Annotated in this window: 13 protein-coding genes; 7 read left to right on the top strand and 6 right to left on the bottom strand. The window is 32.1% G+C overall.

What is annotated here, in order from left to right:
* The first annotated feature begins 177 nt into the window (after positions 1–177).
* The 3 genes from PMI10_RS20860 to PMI10_RS20850 all read left to right on the top strand — a co-directional run bounded on the left by PMI10_RS20860 (position 178) and on the right by PMI10_RS20850 (position 3,427).
* Entirely contained in the window at positions 178–2,208 is a 2,031-nt protein-coding gene (locus PMI10_RS20860; RefSeq protein WP_007811541.1) for a S41 family peptidase, read from the top strand.
* 179 nt (positions 2,209–2,387) lie between these two features.
* Positions 2,388–3,101: a YebC/PmpR family DNA-binding transcriptional regulator gene (locus tag PMI10_RS20855; RefSeq protein WP_007811539.1), complete on the top strand. Its 714-nt coding sequence runs from the start codon at positions 2,388–2,390 to the stop codon at positions 3,099–3,101.
* Positions 3,102–3,232: 131 nt separating this feature from the next.
* Positions 3,233–3,427, top strand: coding sequence for a hypothetical protein (locus PMI10_RS20850; RefSeq protein WP_007811538.1), 195 nt, complete (start codon positions 3,233–3,235; stop codon positions 3,425–3,427).
* Positions 3,428–3,548: 121 nt separating this feature from the next.
* On the opposite strand, the gene PMI10_RS20845 is transcribed toward PMI10_RS20850, so the two are convergent.
* Positions 3,549–4,475 (bottom strand): phytanoyl-CoA dioxygenase family protein, encoded by a 927-nt coding sequence (locus PMI10_RS20845; protein ID WP_007811537.1) that lies wholly within the window; start codon positions 4,473–4,475, stop codon positions 3,549–3,551.
* A gap of 354 nt (positions 4,476–4,829) precedes the next feature.
* Between PMI10_RS20845 and kdsA the strand changes: the two genes are divergently transcribed.
* The gene (gene kdsA, locus PMI10_RS20840) at positions 4,830–5,648 is read left to right on the top strand and encodes a 3-deoxy-8-phosphooctulonate synthase (protein ID WP_007811536.1); all 819 of its coding nucleotides are present in this window, start codon (positions 4,830–4,832) and stop codon (positions 5,646–5,648) included.
* Between the two features lie 22 nt (positions 5,649–5,670).
* The gene (locus tag PMI10_RS20835; RefSeq protein WP_007811534.1) at positions 5,671–6,576 is read left to right on the top strand and encodes a hypothetical protein; all 906 of its coding nucleotides are present in this window, start codon (positions 5,671–5,673) and stop codon (positions 6,574–6,576) included.
* A gap of 62 nt (positions 6,577–6,638) precedes the next feature.
* Here PMI10_RS20835 and PMI10_RS20830 read toward each other — a convergent pair whose 3' ends face one another.
* The 3 genes from PMI10_RS20830 to PMI10_RS20820 all read right to left on the bottom strand — a co-directional run bounded on the left by PMI10_RS20830 (position 6,639) and on the right by PMI10_RS20820 (position 8,475).
* Positions 6,639–7,184 carry a DUF1697 domain-containing protein gene (locus PMI10_RS20830; protein WP_007811519.1) on the bottom strand — a complete coding sequence of 182 codons (546 nt, stop codon included), beginning with the start codon at positions 7,182–7,184 and terminating at the stop codon, positions 6,639–6,641.
* A gap of 77 nt (positions 7,185–7,261) precedes the next feature.
* Positions 7,262–7,693: a hypothetical protein gene (locus PMI10_RS20825; protein WP_007811516.1), complete on the bottom strand. Its 432-nt coding sequence runs from the start codon at positions 7,691–7,693 to the stop codon at positions 7,262–7,264.
* 110 nt (positions 7,694–7,803) lie between these two features.
* Positions 7,804–8,475 carry a hypothetical protein gene (locus PMI10_RS20820; RefSeq protein ID WP_157489924.1) on the bottom strand — a complete coding sequence of 224 codons (672 nt, stop codon included), beginning with the start codon at positions 8,473–8,475 and terminating at the stop codon, positions 7,804–7,806.
* 410 nt (positions 8,476–8,885) lie between these two features.
* On the opposite strand from PMI10_RS20820, the gene recG reads away from it, so the two are divergent.
* Positions 8,886–10,994 (top strand): ATP-dependent DNA helicase RecG, encoded by a 2,109-nt coding sequence (gene recG, locus PMI10_RS20810; protein WP_007811514.1) that lies wholly within the window; start codon positions 8,886–8,888, stop codon positions 10,992–10,994.
* A gap of 66 nt (positions 10,995–11,060) precedes the next feature.
* On the opposite strand, the gene PMI10_RS20805 is transcribed toward recG, so the two are convergent.
* Together PMI10_RS20805 and PMI10_RS20800 are read right to left on the bottom strand one after the other, a co-directional pair.
* The gene (locus PMI10_RS20805) at positions 11,061–13,391 is read right to left on the bottom strand and encodes a hypothetical protein (protein WP_007811513.1); all 2,331 of its coding nucleotides are present in this window, start codon (positions 13,389–13,391) and stop codon (positions 11,061–11,063) included.
* Positions 13,351–14,493 carry a hypothetical protein gene (locus tag PMI10_RS20800; protein WP_007811512.1) on the bottom strand — a complete coding sequence of 381 codons (1,143 nt, stop codon included), beginning with the start codon at positions 14,491–14,493 and terminating at the stop codon, positions 13,351–13,353. The genes PMI10_RS20805 and PMI10_RS20800 overlap by 41 nt, the downstream gene beginning before the upstream one ends.
* A gap of 112 nt (positions 14,494–14,605) precedes the next feature.
* Between PMI10_RS20800 and prmA the strand changes: the two genes are divergently transcribed.
* Positions 14,606–15,439, top strand: coding sequence for a 50S ribosomal protein L11 methyltransferase (gene prmA, locus PMI10_RS20795; protein WP_007811510.1), 834 nt, complete (start codon positions 14,606–14,608; stop codon positions 15,437–15,439).
* The last annotated feature ends 35 nt before the right edge of the window (positions 15,440–15,474 follow it).

Here is a 15,474-nt window from a genome sequence, read left to right as displayed (position 1 = left end):
TCAGAAGAAAGCTATGTTCCTACCCTGTCTTTTCATTTTCAAATTATTAACACATTAATTTGAATTGCTTCGTGCAGTTAGTCGTGAAAAATTATTTAGTCATCGACATTTTAGGGTAATTACTGTCATTTATCGAAAAATAAACGTAATTTTAGTATAAGCGAAGATTATTTATTTATGAAAAACTTATCACTGGTATTTTTATTGATTACAAATGCACTATTTAGTCAAAATAGCGATCAGACATGCGAAATACTTACCAAAATAAATTTGCTTATTCAAAGTGACCATGTAAGACCCAAACCGGTAGATGACAGTTTATCTGTTTTTGTTTTTGACAATCTTATTGATGATTTGGACCCGTCAAGAAATATTTTTTTTAAGTCGGAATATGATGAAATGTCGCAAAAATATCGTCTGAATTTGGATAATTTAATTATGGGGAATGATTGTAATTTTTTAACTGATATTACCACCAAATATATAAACGGTCTTACCAGAACCAAAAATGTTTTAGAGAAAATTCAGGCCGGAACAATTGATTACAACAAAAAAGATACGATTCGGTTTTACAAAAAAGCTTTTTCTTTTTATCTCAAAAAAGAAGATTTGGAAAAAGTCTGGGTGAAAAAATTACGTTATCAGATTTTAGATGATATTGTTGAAAAAAGTAACAATCTGGATTCTCTTAAATCTAATTTTAAAGCAATAGAATTAGAATCAAAAAAAACAATTTTATCAAATGAGATATGCCGAATCAGTACGCTCTTGGAAAAAAAAGATACACAACAGGAAAAACTTTATAACTTTTTTTGCACCTATTTTGACCCACACACAACTTATTTTACCAACGATTCTAAATCCAGTTTTGTAGCTTCCTTATCAAAAGAACATTTGTCATTAGGAATGAGTGTAAAATTAAATGAGAAAAATGAAATCATCATTGAAGAATTAGACCCTAATGGCCCTGCTTTTCAGACCGGACAAATTAAAAAAGGAGATCAGATTGTTTCTATTTCTAACCAAAAAGAAACTTTAGAAGTTTCCTGTTCTTCTTTAGAATCAATTTCTACCATGATTTTGTCTGAGTCAAATAAACATATTACCCTTACGCTGAAGCGAAATTCAGGTAAAAGTTTCGATGTTTATATTGAAAAACAATTGATGAAAGACGAAGATAATTCGGTTTTCAGTTTTATTATTGGTAAAGAAAGTAAAATTGGATACATTAAGATTCCAAGTTTCTATGCCGATTTAGAATCTACCGGTCAAAAAGGCTGTGCAGATGATGTCGCCCGCGAAGTTATAAAATTAGAAAGAGACAATGTAAAAGGCCTGGTAATTGATTTAATTGATAATGGAGGCGGTTCAATGGAAGAAGCCATAAGACTGGCGGGAATGTTTATTGATTATGGGCCTATTTCTATTGTTGTAGATAACAAAAAAAATCAATCAATTATAAATGATCCGTACAAAGGATTAATTTATAAAGGTCCGATTGTAATTTTAGTTAATAGCAATACGGCTTCTGCCAGTGAATTTTTTTCTTCAATCTTACAAGATTACAATCGTGCTCTAATATTGGGCAGTAATACACTGGGAAAAGCAACTATGCAAACCATTCTTCCGCTTGACGAAAATACAACTACAGATTTTTTAAAGATTACAGTTAATAAGTTCTATAGGGTTACAGGTAAAAGTCATCAAAATACCGGCGTAAAACCAGATGTTATTCTTCCTGAGTTTTATGAAAGTGTTTACCAAAAAGAAAGTAGTTTCCCGACAGCAATTCAAAACGACAGCATTGACTCTTTCTTAAAATACAGACCTTATGTAAAAAGGAATCTAATTGATAAAATTGCAAAAAACAGCACAGCGAGACTGGCTGATAATTTCTACTTTAATGAAATTAAAAAAATCAATGCAAAAATTGATCAAATGGTAAATGTCCCAAAAGCTGAAGTTCCAATGACTCTGGATGCAATTTTCGAGCAAAAAACAATCAGGAATGGATTATGGACAGAAATAAATACTTTTAATGATGAGAACAATCCGTTAGATGTTTATAATTCAACGGTCAACCAGTTTTTATTAGGTGTCTATCCAAGTGAAAAAACAATAAATCAATATCAGATTGACAACCTTAAAACCAATCCTTATCTAAACGAAGCCGTGAATATTATTAATGAATTCAACGCCTCAAAATAATCTTTTGCTTTTGGTTGTATTTCAATATTTCTTTAAAATAACGAATCATTTTTGAAATTAAAAAATGGCTTGGTTTATCATATTGCCAATCATAAAAACATAATTCAAAAAAGAATAGTTTTGTTTTTGGAAAAATAAGGAATAACCGTATTTTTGCATCACAAAATAAAAAATTAGTAATGGGAAGAGCGTTCGAATTTAGAAAAGGAAGAAAAATGAAACGTTGGTCTGCAATGGCCAAAACATTTACCAGAATTGGTAAAGATATCGTTATGGCCGTTAAAGAAGGTGGTCCTAACCCAGATGCCAATTCTAGATTAAGAGCTGTTATACAAAATGCTAAAGCGGCCAACATGCCTAAAGATAATGTTGAACGTGCCATAAAAAATGCAAGTAATAAAGATACTGCCAATTATAAGGAAATTTTGTTTGAAGGATATGCGCCTCACGGAATTGCAATTTTGATTGAAACAGCTTCTGACAACAATAACAGGACTGTTGCAAATATCCGCAGCTATTTTAATAAATGTAACGGAACAATGGGAACACAAGGTTCTGTTGAATTTATGTTTGACCATACTTGTAATTTTCGTATTGCAAAAGGAAATCTTGATCCCGAGGAACTGGAATTGGAACTAATTGATTTTGGTGCTGAAGAAGTTTTTGAAGACGAAGATGGAATCTTAATCTACGCTCCTTTTGGAAGTTTTGGAGCTTTACAAAAAGAGTTAGAAAACAGAGGTTTAGAAATTTTATCTTCCGGTTTTGAACGTATTCCACAAATTACCAAAGAACTTACTGAAGCACAAATTGCCGATGTTGAAAAATTAATTGAAAAAATCGAAGAAGATGATGACGTAATGAACGTTTATCATACAATGAAAGAAGAATAATTTCTCCTATTGATACTATCAAAGCCCTGGATTTTCAGGGCTTTTTGTTTATAATGATTTTAAACAAATTCAAAGTATGAACAAATATACTGGTAAGCATTATATTTGTAATTCAAATTAAAAATAATTTTATGAAAAATTCCAAATACACTAAATTTGCCGTAATTATTATGGTGCTATTATTTGTAATTGTGAGTATGTTAAGTTGTGTCGTACAGCACTCACATTCAAACAGTAACTCTCAAAAAATACCTCCTGGACAAGCTAAAAAAATGTCAGGAAGCAAAAGTGCAAAAGCATATGCTCCGGGTCAGCAAAAAAAATAATTTACTCAAAAAAGACTTTTCAATTCTTTAGTATCAATTAAGATTGAAGGAAGAGTAATATTATTCTTTACATATACAAAAGCTTTGGATTTCCAGAGCTTTTTCTATTATTATACTTTATCTAAATCCATTCTGAAACCTCCTTATAATTATCTGGAAGGTATGTTAGGTATTGCACCATTCTGGGCAGTAAACCATGGTTGGGTGTAGCACAATGAGGCAAAGCTTTATGCCAGATAATAAAATCACCCACATTTCCGGTTATAGCAACCGGTTTTAATGTTTCGACAGCTACTTCTCTTGGATTATCCGTTGGATTTAAATCACCAAGCCACTGCTCTATTTTTCTATGAAATCCCGGTACACAATGGAATGCCCCTTCATTTTCGGCACAATCTGTAAGATATAAAAGTCCTTGTAAACCAAATGGAATTGGTAATTTTAAACTAACATCCCAATGAAGCGGGCTTCCTAAAAATTTAAAATGTTTTGATTCAGGGGGATTAAAACTTACTTTATCAATAGTTTTATAAATATTTGTTGTTTTATAAAGCTGCTCATAAGCTTTTTGTATCCGTAAAGATGATCTGTTTCTATTTAAAGTTGAATGATTAGAAAAATTAAGCATAAGTCCTCTTTGTTCCCTATGCCTGTTATACCATGTTTCTCTTATATCAGGGTTCATTTCCAGAAAATCCCAAATGGCTTTTTGAGTTTCCTCACATTCTGATATTGCAATAGCATTTTTTACTATTACGTATCCATTTTCATCCCAAAAATCAAGGTCCTCTTTTGAAAGAACATCTTCAGAATCAACTTCTTTTATATTTTTTATTTCATTTTTATTTTGCAATATCCAGTTTTTAAAAGACTCAAAATCAGGTTTATTAAAATACAGATACTGAAGCGTGTCTTCCATACTGATACCTAATCGATAAAGCATTTCTATTTCTTCATTCCATGTAGAGGCATCATTGGGAGAGGCATCATTGATAGAATGGTTGCCTGTTGTACGTTTCCAAAGTTTTTCAAAAAGAATCCACTGCATAATTTTCAGTAAAATTGTTATAAATCAAAAATAATAAAATTCAATGACTTTTCTTATTAATAAAACACAACTGCATTCTTTTTACATTTTGGAAATTATTTTGTAAACCTATTTGAATAGTTATACTTTACTAAAGATTTAGCCCTGATAACAGCTGAAATCATTTTTTGAGAAAGCCTATTTTTTCCTGACTGAACAGAGCGACCAACGGAAGCTCCTGAGCAGTCTTGGAAAAAAAGGATTTGGAGAAAAATATTGAAGCGGATAGCAGGATTAGCTTCATAAAAAAATCTTAAATCTTCATCTGCGATTCATAAATCATAACTACATTTGCACTGTCAAAAAAATCATATTATGAACATACAACATATTCCACAAATTAAGCATACCGATAGTGGTAATTTCTTTTTATTGGCGGGACCCTGCGCTATTGAAGGAGAAGAAATGGCTCTCAGAATTGCTGAAAAATTAGTTGGTATTACCGACAAACTTCAGATTCCTTATGTCTTTAAGGGCTCTTTTAAAAAAGCCAATCGCTCCAGAATTGATAGTTTTTCCGGAATTGGAGATGAAAAAGCATTAAAAATTTTAAGAAAAGTTTCAGAAACTTTTCATGTTCCTACAGTAACAGATATTCATACCAATGAAGATGCTGATATGGCGGCTCAATATGTTGATGTTTTGCAGATTCCTGCTTTCCTTGTGCGTCAAACTGACTTGGTTGTGGCAGCCGCAAATACCGGAAAAGTGGTAAACCTGAAGAAAGGACAATTTATGAGTCCGGAAAGCATGAAACACGCTGTGCAAAAGGTCCTGGATTGTAATAACGAAAATGTAATAATCACGGATCGTGGTACTATGTTTGGTTACCAGGATATGATTGTTGATTTTAGAGGAATCCCTACTATGCAGCAATATGCTTCTACAGTTCTGGATGTTACACATTCATTGCAACAACCTAACCAAACTGCTGGTGTTACGGGCGGAAGACCTGATATGATTGAAACCGTTGCCAAAGCAGGTATTGCTGTTGGTGTTGACGGTATTTTTATCGAAACTCACTTTGACCCTGCAAATGCAAAAAGTGATGGTGCCAATATGCTGCATTTAGACTATTTTGAAGGTCTGATGACCAAATTGGTCGCTATCAGAAAAACAGTTAATTCATTCTAATCCTAATTTTAATATTATTCCATTGAAAACAAAAATTTTATTTTTCTTCTTATTGGTTTTTTCAATAAACACTTTTGCACAGGAAGAAATCGCAGTAGAAAGATACACAGCACATAATAAAGGAAAGTTTTTTATTTCCTGGGGAGGAAACAGAGATAGCTACACAAAATCTGATGTTAATTTTAGAGGAAAAGATTACAACTTTACAGTTGATAATATGGTTGCGCACGACAAACCAAAAGGATGGCATGTTGATTACGTGAATCCTGCTAACATGACAATTCCGCAAACTAACTTTAGAATGGGGTATTTTATTAATGATCATTACAGTGTTTCTGTTGGTTGGGATCACATGAAGTATGTAATGACGCAAAATCAAACTGCTAACGTAACTGGTTACATTAATTTACCTACTGATGAATCCGGATCTTTTTACAACGGAGTTTATAATAATACACCTGTAGATATGTCTCAAAATGGTGCCCAGGAAGGTGGTTTTGAGAAAGGTAGTACCCAGCCAGGTATTCCTGCTTTTTTAATGTACGAACACACGGACGGTTTAAACTACGTCAATACAGAATTTTCAAGACATGACGATATTTCGAAATGGTTTGGTTTGCCTAATACGGATAAAGTTCAAATTAATTTAACTGATGGCTTAGGTGCAGGACTTTTATACCCTAAAACAAATACAACTCTTTTAGGAAAACAACGTCATGACGATTTTCATGTTTCTGGTTATGGCTTATCTGCTAAAGCAGGAATTAACTTTACCTTTTATAAATATTTTTATATTCAGGGTGAGCTAAAAGGAGGTTACATTAATATGCAGGATATCAGAACTAGTGTAAATAAAGAAGATAGAGCTTCGCAAGATTTCTTCTTCTTCCAGCGAATTATTGCTTTTGGAGGGATTTTCAGATTATAATATACTTTTGCAATAACAAAAAAAGCAGAATTCAAATTTCATATTGAGTTCTGCTTTTTTTGTTATTCTTCATTAAACATCTTCAGCAAATTTGTTACTGTATTCCAGTTTCTAATGGTTGCTGTGACATTTAGTTTTTTCTCAATATATTTCTGGTCAAATCTGGTTTTTCCTGCTCCGACAGCATATTTAATAAAAATTCGATTTCCATCAATACTGGCTTCATCCGGTTTAAACTGACTGATTTTCAGATCATTTATATTTTCACTTTTTAAAGCTATAGAAACAAAAGCTACATACAGCTTTTTAGTATCCAGGTCTTTTTCTTTTAAAAATGGGCTATTTTTAAAACAAGCCTCTAAATCTTCTTTAGTAATAACAACTGCAGGAACTTCATGTCCAAAAACCTTAAAAATTTCCTGCTTGATTATGAAACCAATTTTCGAGGCACTTTCTTCTTCAGTATCAACAAAAACGTTTCCGGATTGCAGGTAAGTTCTAACATTTGAAAAACCAATATTCTCAAGCATCAGTTTCAATGCTTCCATTTTCATCATATTGTGACCAGAGACGTTAATTCCCCGTAAAAGTGCTAAGTGTGTAGTCATTTTTAAAATTTAAAATAAAGAGTATTCAGTAATTAAAATCGAACACTCTTTCTATTCATCTACAAACTTACAGTTTTTTATTTCTTTTTTTGATAAACCAATCCGGGACCGTCACAATTTTGCCATGTACTTACTAATAAATTATTGTTGTTAATGAAAAGATCTTCTTTTAAATTTCCGTAACAACTTCCTACCAGTGTACTACTTTCTGAATAGGTCAATTCTAAATGTGTTTCATCTAATATTGTAACAACTGAGAATGTTCCCGATGCGGTTGTAGTAGTATTATCTTTTATTCTTGTTTTTACAAATGTTCGATTAGTATTAAAAACATAGGATTCCTGCCAACTCATTTCAGATCCAGTTGTTACAGAGTTAATAGTTGAGCCTGACATTTCAATTAATTGCCATTTTCCTTTATAATCTGAAACTAAAGATGAATTTGCATCTTCGTTTGAACAAGAAATAAGGCTTAACATTAGTATAAAAGTAATTCCAAATTTTTTCATTTATATTGTTTTAAGGTTTAAGTTTACTTAATAGATAGTCATTTTGTTAAATGGTTGCTTATTAGATGACTTTTTTACTTAAAATTAATTATTAATGGTATAAACAATTTTTATTTTTTACGTTCTATGGTTTCAAAATCCAAATCCATTTCAGATTTGCTGTTTAGTATTCCTCCCAAATATATAGGGTACTGCTTCCCATTTTCATCATTATTGTACATAAAAAAATCGCCTAAATTGTTGTTATTCATGTCGGAAAATTTCTTTACTTTATATTCTTTAGAATTGAATGCGCCGGCATCTGATGAAAGTTTATTCCACTCTTCTTCAGAAAAACTCATCGGAATCATTTCCTTACTTCGAACAACATACATAGTATCCCCGTTAATACGCATTAATTTGACCAATGCTCCTTGTGAGATACTATTTTCTTCAGACCACATTGCTTTATAAATATCCCCTGGCTGCGGATGGTTAATTAACTCAGCATATTTCTTAGCTCTTTCGTTAGCTGAATGTTTACTTAGAGATACAAAACCATATCCGATTAAAATTAGAAAAGGCAAAACAAAAACAATCGACCATGGATACAATAATTGCCATAGGGTTCTTTTATGATTGGCGCGAATATCTTTTATGGCTACAGCAACCATATTTGAATATTTTTTCTTTGCAAATATTGAAGCATCAGGGTTTTTCAACACATTTCCGCAGTTAGTACAAGTCACTCCGGTATGCCTTCCCATTCCAAAAAAAGGTATTCCCATTGATATGTATCTCATATACAGGGTTAATTCTATGTCACCTTTTTTATTGCAAGAAGGACAAATTTCTTCAGAAAGTATTCTTGAGGTTAAAGGTTTTGTTATTATTTGATAAACGAAAATGAACATCTTTATTTTTTTAAGGTTATTATGGTCAATTGTGGATTAATTACTTTAGATTATTATTATCAGATCCTAAATTTCAATCCAAGTGCAAACATAAGTTTTTTCTTTCCAAAACAAAACATATAAAAATTATTAATAAAAATCGTTTTATAATGAAGGTTTCCAGAAAATGAAAAGCATAGATTTTCAAATTTCCCAATTAAAATCTATCTTCGCTTTTGAAATAAAAAAGGCATATAACGAAAATCCATACTCTATTTTCTATATTCTTTATTCTAAAATCAGCAATCAAAAATCAGTAAATGTCTAATAATCTCCTGGAAACTCAAATTGAATACCTGAAAGGCGTTGGTCCCAGTCGTGGCCAGTTGCTTCGTAAGGAATTGGGAATCCATAAATATGGGGATTTAATTAATTTTTTTCCAAACAGATATATTGACAGAACACGTTATTATAAAATAAATGAGCTCCAGAATACCGGTACAGAGGTTCAGATTATAGGTAAAATCATCAACATAAAAACAGTTGAATTTGCCAAAAATAAAAAACGTTTGGTTGCCACTTTCGTGGATGATACCGGGCAAATCGATCTGAATTGGTTTCAGGGACATAAATGGATTCGCGAGAGTTTAAAACTAAATGAAGTTTGTGTCATTTTTGGAAAATGTTCTTTATACGGAAGTCAGTTCAGTATGGCACATCCTGAAATTGAGCTTTTAAGCGAGCATGAAAAAAGCCTTCGTTCAGCTATGCAGCCTGTTTATCCTTCAACAGAAACTTTGACCAATCGCGGCATTTCTAACCGAACGATAAACAAACTAATGGAGCAGCTGTTTATTGAAACACAAGCTTTATTTACAGAAACTTTTCCATCTTATTTAATTGAAGAATTAAAACTAATTTCGAAGAAAGCAGCCTTATTCAATATTCATTTTCCTAAAAGTGCCGATGCTTTAGCGAAAGCACAATTCCGTTTAAAATTTGAAGAATTGTTTTTTATTCAATTGCAATTGATTACCAAAAACCTAATCCGTAAGCACAAAATAAAAGGTCATCCTTTTACGAAAGTAGGAGAATATTTTAACGAATTCTATCAAAATCATTTACCGTTTGAACTCACGAATGCCCAAAAAAGAGTGGTAAAAGAAATCCGTTCTGACATGGGAAGCAATGCCCAAATGAATCGCTTATTACAAGGAGACGTAGGTTCCGGAAAAACGATTGTGGCTTTTATGAGTATGCTTTTGGCTATCGATAATGGTTTTCAGGCATGTTTGATGGCACCTACGGAAATTTTAGCAAACCAACATTTTATTGGTTTATCTGAATTAGCCAAAACATTAAATATCAATATAAAAATACTAACCGGTTCAACTAAAACTTCAGCTAGAAAAATTATTCATGAAGAACTTGAAAATGGCAGCTTGCACATTTTAATCGGAACACACGCATTGTTGGAAGACAAGGTAAAATTTCAGAATTTAGGATTGGCCGTGATTGATGAGCAACATCGTTTTGGAGTAGAACAGCGTTCAAAATTATGGAAGAAAAACGAAATTCCGCCCCATGTTTTAGTAATGACTGCAACCCCTATTCCGAGAACTTTGGCGATGAGTCTGTACGGTGATTTGGATATCTCTGTTATTGATGAATTGCCTCCCGGCAGAAAACCCATTCAGACCGTTCATCGTTTTGACAGTAACCGATTAAAAGTCTGGAAATTCCTTCGTGATGAAATTGCCCTTGGGAGACAAATTTATATTGTGTATCCGTTAATTCAGGAATCTGAGAAAATGGATTTCAAAGATTTAATGGACGGTTACGAAAGTATTTCCCGCGATTTTCCGCTGCCTCAATATTCAATTTCAATTTTGCACGGAAAAATGAAACCGGCTGATAAAGATGCCGAAATGAAACGCTTTTCTGAAGGAAAAACCAATATTATGGTAGCGACAACCGTAATTGAAGTTGGAGTGAATGTCCCAAATGCCAGTGTGATGATTATAGAAAGTGCTGAGCGGTTCGGATTATCCCAATTGCACCAATTACGTGGCCGCGTAGGTCGTGGGGCCGAACAGAGTTATTGTATTTTGATGACAAGTCATAAGTTGAGTTCCGACAGTAAAACCCGAATGGAAACAATGGTTCAGACCAATGATGGCTTCGAAATTGCCGAAGTCGACCTGAAACTTCGCGGTCCGGGAGATTTGATGGGAACACAACAAAGTGGTGTCCTAAACCTTCAAATTGCTGATATTGTTCGGGATCGTGATATTTTGATTTTAGCCAGAAATTATGCCATGAAAATTTTAAAAGAAGATGCTCCACTGCAAAAACCGGAACATGCTGTATTAAAATCGGTTTTCATCGAATTGACCAAGAAAAAAAATATCTGGAATTATATTAGCTAAATATTCTTCTCATCCTTAATAATTTAACCTTTTTATACTAAAGCAAAACTCCAATTTCTTAAGCCTTTAATTTATATATGACTCTAAAAGCGGACAGTTATATTTTTTAAAATTTGCAGTTTCTGAATAAACCGAGTAAAAATTAATAAGCTCCTGCCCTGCTTTAAATGGTACTTTTTCCTGATCAGAATACACATAATTGGCATAAAAATCATAATAATTACATTCGAAAATCATTAAACTGGCCAAAGCCTTTTCATTATTATTTTTAGACATTTGCAAAGCTTTTTCATAATATAGTTTGGCTATTGTCAAATTGTAATAATTGCCATTTTGGTACTTTTTTTCGACTTCTGTATTATCTCCATAAATATAATCGATATAAGATTCTCCTGAAGTCCAGTCATAAGCTGTCATCATCCATGAATTTCCCAAATAGGAAACATTAAAATAAGCATGCGCCAATTGTAAATTACTACTGGCTGTATTTTGTTTTTTTAAACGAATAAGCTTTGCGATAAATTCGGCTTTATTAAAACGATAATTGAATTTACGTTCTCTGGTTTTTTGTAAAATTTTAGGAATAAATGGATTTTCATTGAGATAATCCGTAAATGAATAATTCTTTTCCCAGAAATCTTTTGGCATACTTGAAAACACAGCATAAGCCAATTCTAAATTATTATTCCTGAAAGCAAGTGTTCCTTTTAAATCTTTATAATAATTTACATTTGGCGCTATAGTTCCTGCACAAATGTATTTTTCAAAAGGCGTTTTATTTTCTTTTTGTTGTAAAGCTATCAAAATATCCATATCCTCTACAGTGGCAGAGCGCTCAAAATAGCCAATATAGCTGTAGAAATAAGGAGTATTGTACATCGAATATTCACCTGCATTTTTACTGTCAGATTTCATAAGCAATAAACCCGCAGTTACTCTGTTACCTTGCTTAAAAAATTCGCTGCTGGCAATTCGATACAAACTATATAAATTTTTAAACAACCCGCTATCACTTTCTATCAAATTTTCAACAGAATTAAAATAATCAAAAAGTTGATTTTGAACTTTTTGGTTGTGTAAATCATTTTGTTTTAAAGCAACCAAAGCCAACTGAATGTTTTTTTGCATCTGTATTGATGCATTGGCTTTATCAGAAATCATATTGGTATATTTTTTCCCTAAATCAACTTCGTCATCAATAAAACAAAGCTGGGCAATTGCAGTTGTAATATAATCTTTTTGCTCTCCTGAAGTTTGTTCATGAATGCTAATCAAAAAATCCTTCAATTCTCTTAAATACAAAATATCCTTAGCCAAATTTTCTTGTTTTGCTTTGGCATAATCTTCATACCAATTTGTACCATCAAAAACAACCGATGGACCGCCACTGGTATATTGTGGCGTAAAAATCCAGTCCTCCAGTTTATTGATTTCTCTTCCTATCAAAAAACTCAAATAAATACTGTTCGGGCTTAATTTGTAAATTTCTTTTATTGCTTTTAGATCAGGTGCAGGATTGCGTAAGCTTTCAATAGATAAAATAACACTTCGTTCTTCATCATTTTTGGCTAAAGCCAAAGTTTCTGAAGTTAATTTCCAATTATAATGCTGCAAAACAGCAAAAGATTTTTCTTCGCAAGCAGCAAAAACTTTACTCAGCAAATAGTTCTGTAAGGGCAAATTATCAATACATAATGCCTTATAATACAAAGCCCATGGCTCCAAAATGGTATTTTTATTATTAGAAAAATAGGTATCGTATAAGCGAATCACTTCATTTGGATCCTGACCGTAGAAACTGTATCTTAAAATTAGAAAAGCATAGCGCTGTTTTAAAAAAGCATCTTTTGCTGACGTAATTTTTTGTTCAAAATTTCCTAAATCCAACCATTTTTTTCCATTACTTTCAGAATCTATTGTTTCCCAGGATTCCCATTTTTCAACCGGACTCTTATCGTATTCCAGTTTTTTAGCAAACACGATATATTCTAAAAAAGCTTTGTTTTTAGGTTGTAATAAAGCTTCAATAAAAGTATTTTTAACAAAAACATCTTTTAAAGTCTTATTTTCATAAGCATTTTGAAAAGCTTCTGCATCTGTTTCGTATAAAATAAAATTGACATCTTTAGGGTTTATCTGGCTGCCTAATTTTTTTTTCCATTCCAAACAATTCAACTCCAGATCTGCATTAGAAATTGCATCTGTAGAATAATAAGAATCTGCCGAATAATAAAAAGGAGTAAGCTTAAAAAAACCTTGACGTTGAGCTTTAAACAAAGCCAGTCTGTTCGTTTCGGGCGAAACGCTCCATCCGCAGGCAAAAGAAACCTGAAAACTTAACAGTAAAATTAAACTGCTAAAAACGCGCATAATAGCTGGAGATATTTTGGGTTCCATAATCGTTTATATATTTTTTATCAAAAGAAAAAAACGTCACTCGGGTTCTATTGTCAATTTGAATTTTATCTTTTATAATAGAAATCATTTTATCTAATTCGTCATCCGAAATTTTTTCAATCCTGATTTCATCACCATTTCTCAAATAAGTTTGTCCAATCAGAATATCATCCCGCAAAATATATTTATCAGATGCTGATTTTTTTAATTTAATGGTATCATTCATCAACTGTTCATAATCGGATAAAATTCCTTTGAATTTATTTCCCCTAAAAACAACAGCCCAACTGTACAATGGCAAAGCGATATCCAATTTAAGTTTATATTGATTATGTGTAATATATTGTGCTAACTCATCACTTGTTCCTATTGAATTTTTAGTTTGAAAATCTTCCGGTTTTGATACGTTATAACACATCAACAGGCCTTTATCAACTGGAGGAATTCCGGATTTTTCAGCATATTTATATTGCCATAATCGAATTGTAGCAGTAAGATTTGAAGTTGGAATTTCTTTTTTTATTTTTTGAAGCAAATAAAAATAATTTTCTTTTGATTTTTCTGACCAGTCACAATCAAGCAAAATCTCTTTGAAGTCAACTTTTAATTTAGCTAATTCAACAGATTTTACTGAATCATAATTCAGTTGTTTGAAATCTTTCTTATTGTTATAGTTTTGCGGGTATACGATTTTATAAGCAATTGATTCTGCTTTAATCTCATTCATTTTATTACCAATTTGCTGAATACGCTTGGTAATTTGTATTGCCAGGCTATCCAATTGTTTCTTATCAGACTTTAAAACTACTTCATTTGTTATAAAAACGCTTGGAGTGATTTCAGGATTGCTTTCGTTCAATCTAATATCATGAATCGTAGCTACGGGCAAAGGTTCTTTAGAAAACGGATTCCAATCTACATCAAAAAAACGAACATATAGATGGCTCACTTTCATATCCTTAATAATAGAATCATCTTCTTTATCGAAAGATAAATCAGTTTTCCAATAACAAAACGATCTAATGACTTCAGTTTCGTGTTCCTTTTCACAACTCCCTGAACTTAATACCACAAAAAGCAAAACAAAAAGGACATTCTTCATATTATAATTCACTTAAAAATCTTACTCAAAATTAACATTAATATTTGTAAGGATATTGATTATTTATAAACAACTTCAACTTTCGATTCTTACCTTTGCAAAAAAATAATTTATGTCAAATATATATTTAGGGTATCATTTTACGATTGAACCAAAGGAATCGGGATCAGAAATTTTAATTGCTGAATTAGGCGAAAAAGCGTTCGAAAGTTTTACAGAAACTGAGAATGGAATTTCGGCTTTTGTGAAAAAAGATTTGTGGGACGAGAATATTCTGGATGACATTTATATTTTACAATCTGAGGAATTTAAAATTGAATATACAGTTGAAGAAATCGATCAGGTAAACTGGAATGAAGAATGGGAAAAGAATTTTGAAGCCATCGACGTTGATGGAAAATGTCATGTTCGTGCCCCTTTTCATGAAAAAACCAATGCCGAATTCGATATCGTAATTGAGCCAAAAATGAGTTTTGGAACAGGGCATCATGAAACTACTCATATGATGATTCAGCATTTATTAGAAACTAATATTGAAGGGTTGAAAACTCTTGATATGGGTTGCGGAACTGCAATTTTAGCTATATTAGCTGAGATGAAAGGTGCCCGGCCTATTGATGCTATTGATATTGATAATTGGTGCTATTTGAATTCTATTGAGAACGCTGAACGTAATAATTGTCAACACATTACTGTTTATGAAGGTGATGCGGATTTATTGCCGGGCAGAAAATACGATTTGATTATCGCCAATATAAACCGTAATATTTTATTAAACGATATGCAAAGTTATGTAGATTGTTTAAACCCAAAAGGGACTCTGCTTTTAAGCGGTTTTTATGAAGAAGACATTCCTTTTATTAATGCTTCCTGCACTGAAAAAGGTTTAACGTATGTAAAAAAGTTTCAAAGAAACAACTGGGTTTCATTAAAATACGTAAATTAGATAGTTTATTACAAACAGTACAAAAACCTAAAAAC

This window comes from Flavobacterium sp. CF136 (genome assembly GCF_000282055.1).
Lineage (GTDB): Bacteria > Bacteroidota > Bacteroidia > Flavobacteriales > Flavobacteriaceae > Flavobacterium.
This window is presented reverse-complemented; position numbering and strand designations above follow the sequence as displayed.

Excerpts from the sequence above, each read along its gene's own strand:
- PMI10_RS20825 (WP_007811516.1), bottom strand. The coding sequence starts at position 7,693 with ATGAAAAAATTTGGAATTACTTTTATACTAATGTTAAGCCTTATTTCT.
- PMI10_RS20850 (WP_007811538.1), top strand. The coding sequence starts at position 3,233 with ATGAAAAATTCCAAATACACTAAATTTGCCGTAATTATTATGGTGCTA.
- kdsA (WP_007811536.1), top strand. The coding sequence starts at position 4,830 with ATGAACATACAACATATTCCACAAATTAAGCATACCGATAGTGGTAAT.
- prmA (WP_007811510.1), top strand. The coding sequence starts at position 14,606 with ATGTCAAATATATATTTAGGGTATCATTTTACGATTGAACCAAAGGAA.
- PMI10_RS20805 (WP_007811513.1), bottom strand. The coding sequence starts at position 13,391 with ATGGAACCCAAAATATCTCCAGCTATTATGCGCGTTTTTAGCAGTTTA.
- recG (WP_007811514.1), top strand. The coding sequence starts at position 8,886 with ATGTCTAATAATCTCCTGGAAACTCAAATTGAATACCTGAAAGGCGTT.
- PMI10_RS20855 (WP_007811539.1), top strand. The coding sequence starts at position 2,388 with ATGGGAAGAGCGTTCGAATTTAGAAAAGGAAGAAAAATGAAACGTTGG.
- PMI10_RS20820 (WP_157489924.1), bottom strand. The coding sequence starts at position 8,475 with ATGAGATACATATCAATGGGAATACCTTTTTTTGGAATGGGAAGGCAT.
- PMI10_RS20845 (WP_007811537.1), bottom strand. The coding sequence starts at position 4,475 with ATGCAGTGGATTCTTTTTGAAAAACTTTGGAAACGTACAACAGGCAAC.
- PMI10_RS20860 (WP_007811541.1), top strand. The coding sequence starts at position 178 with ATGAAAAACTTATCACTGGTATTTTTATTGATTACAAATGCACTATTT.
- PMI10_RS20830 (WP_007811519.1), bottom strand. The coding sequence starts at position 7,184 with ATGACTACACACTTAGCACTTTTACGGGGAATTAACGTCTCTGGTCAC.
- PMI10_RS20800 (WP_007811512.1), bottom strand. The coding sequence starts at position 14,493 with ATGAAGAATGTCCTTTTTGTTTTGCTTTTTGTGGTATTAAGTTCAGGG.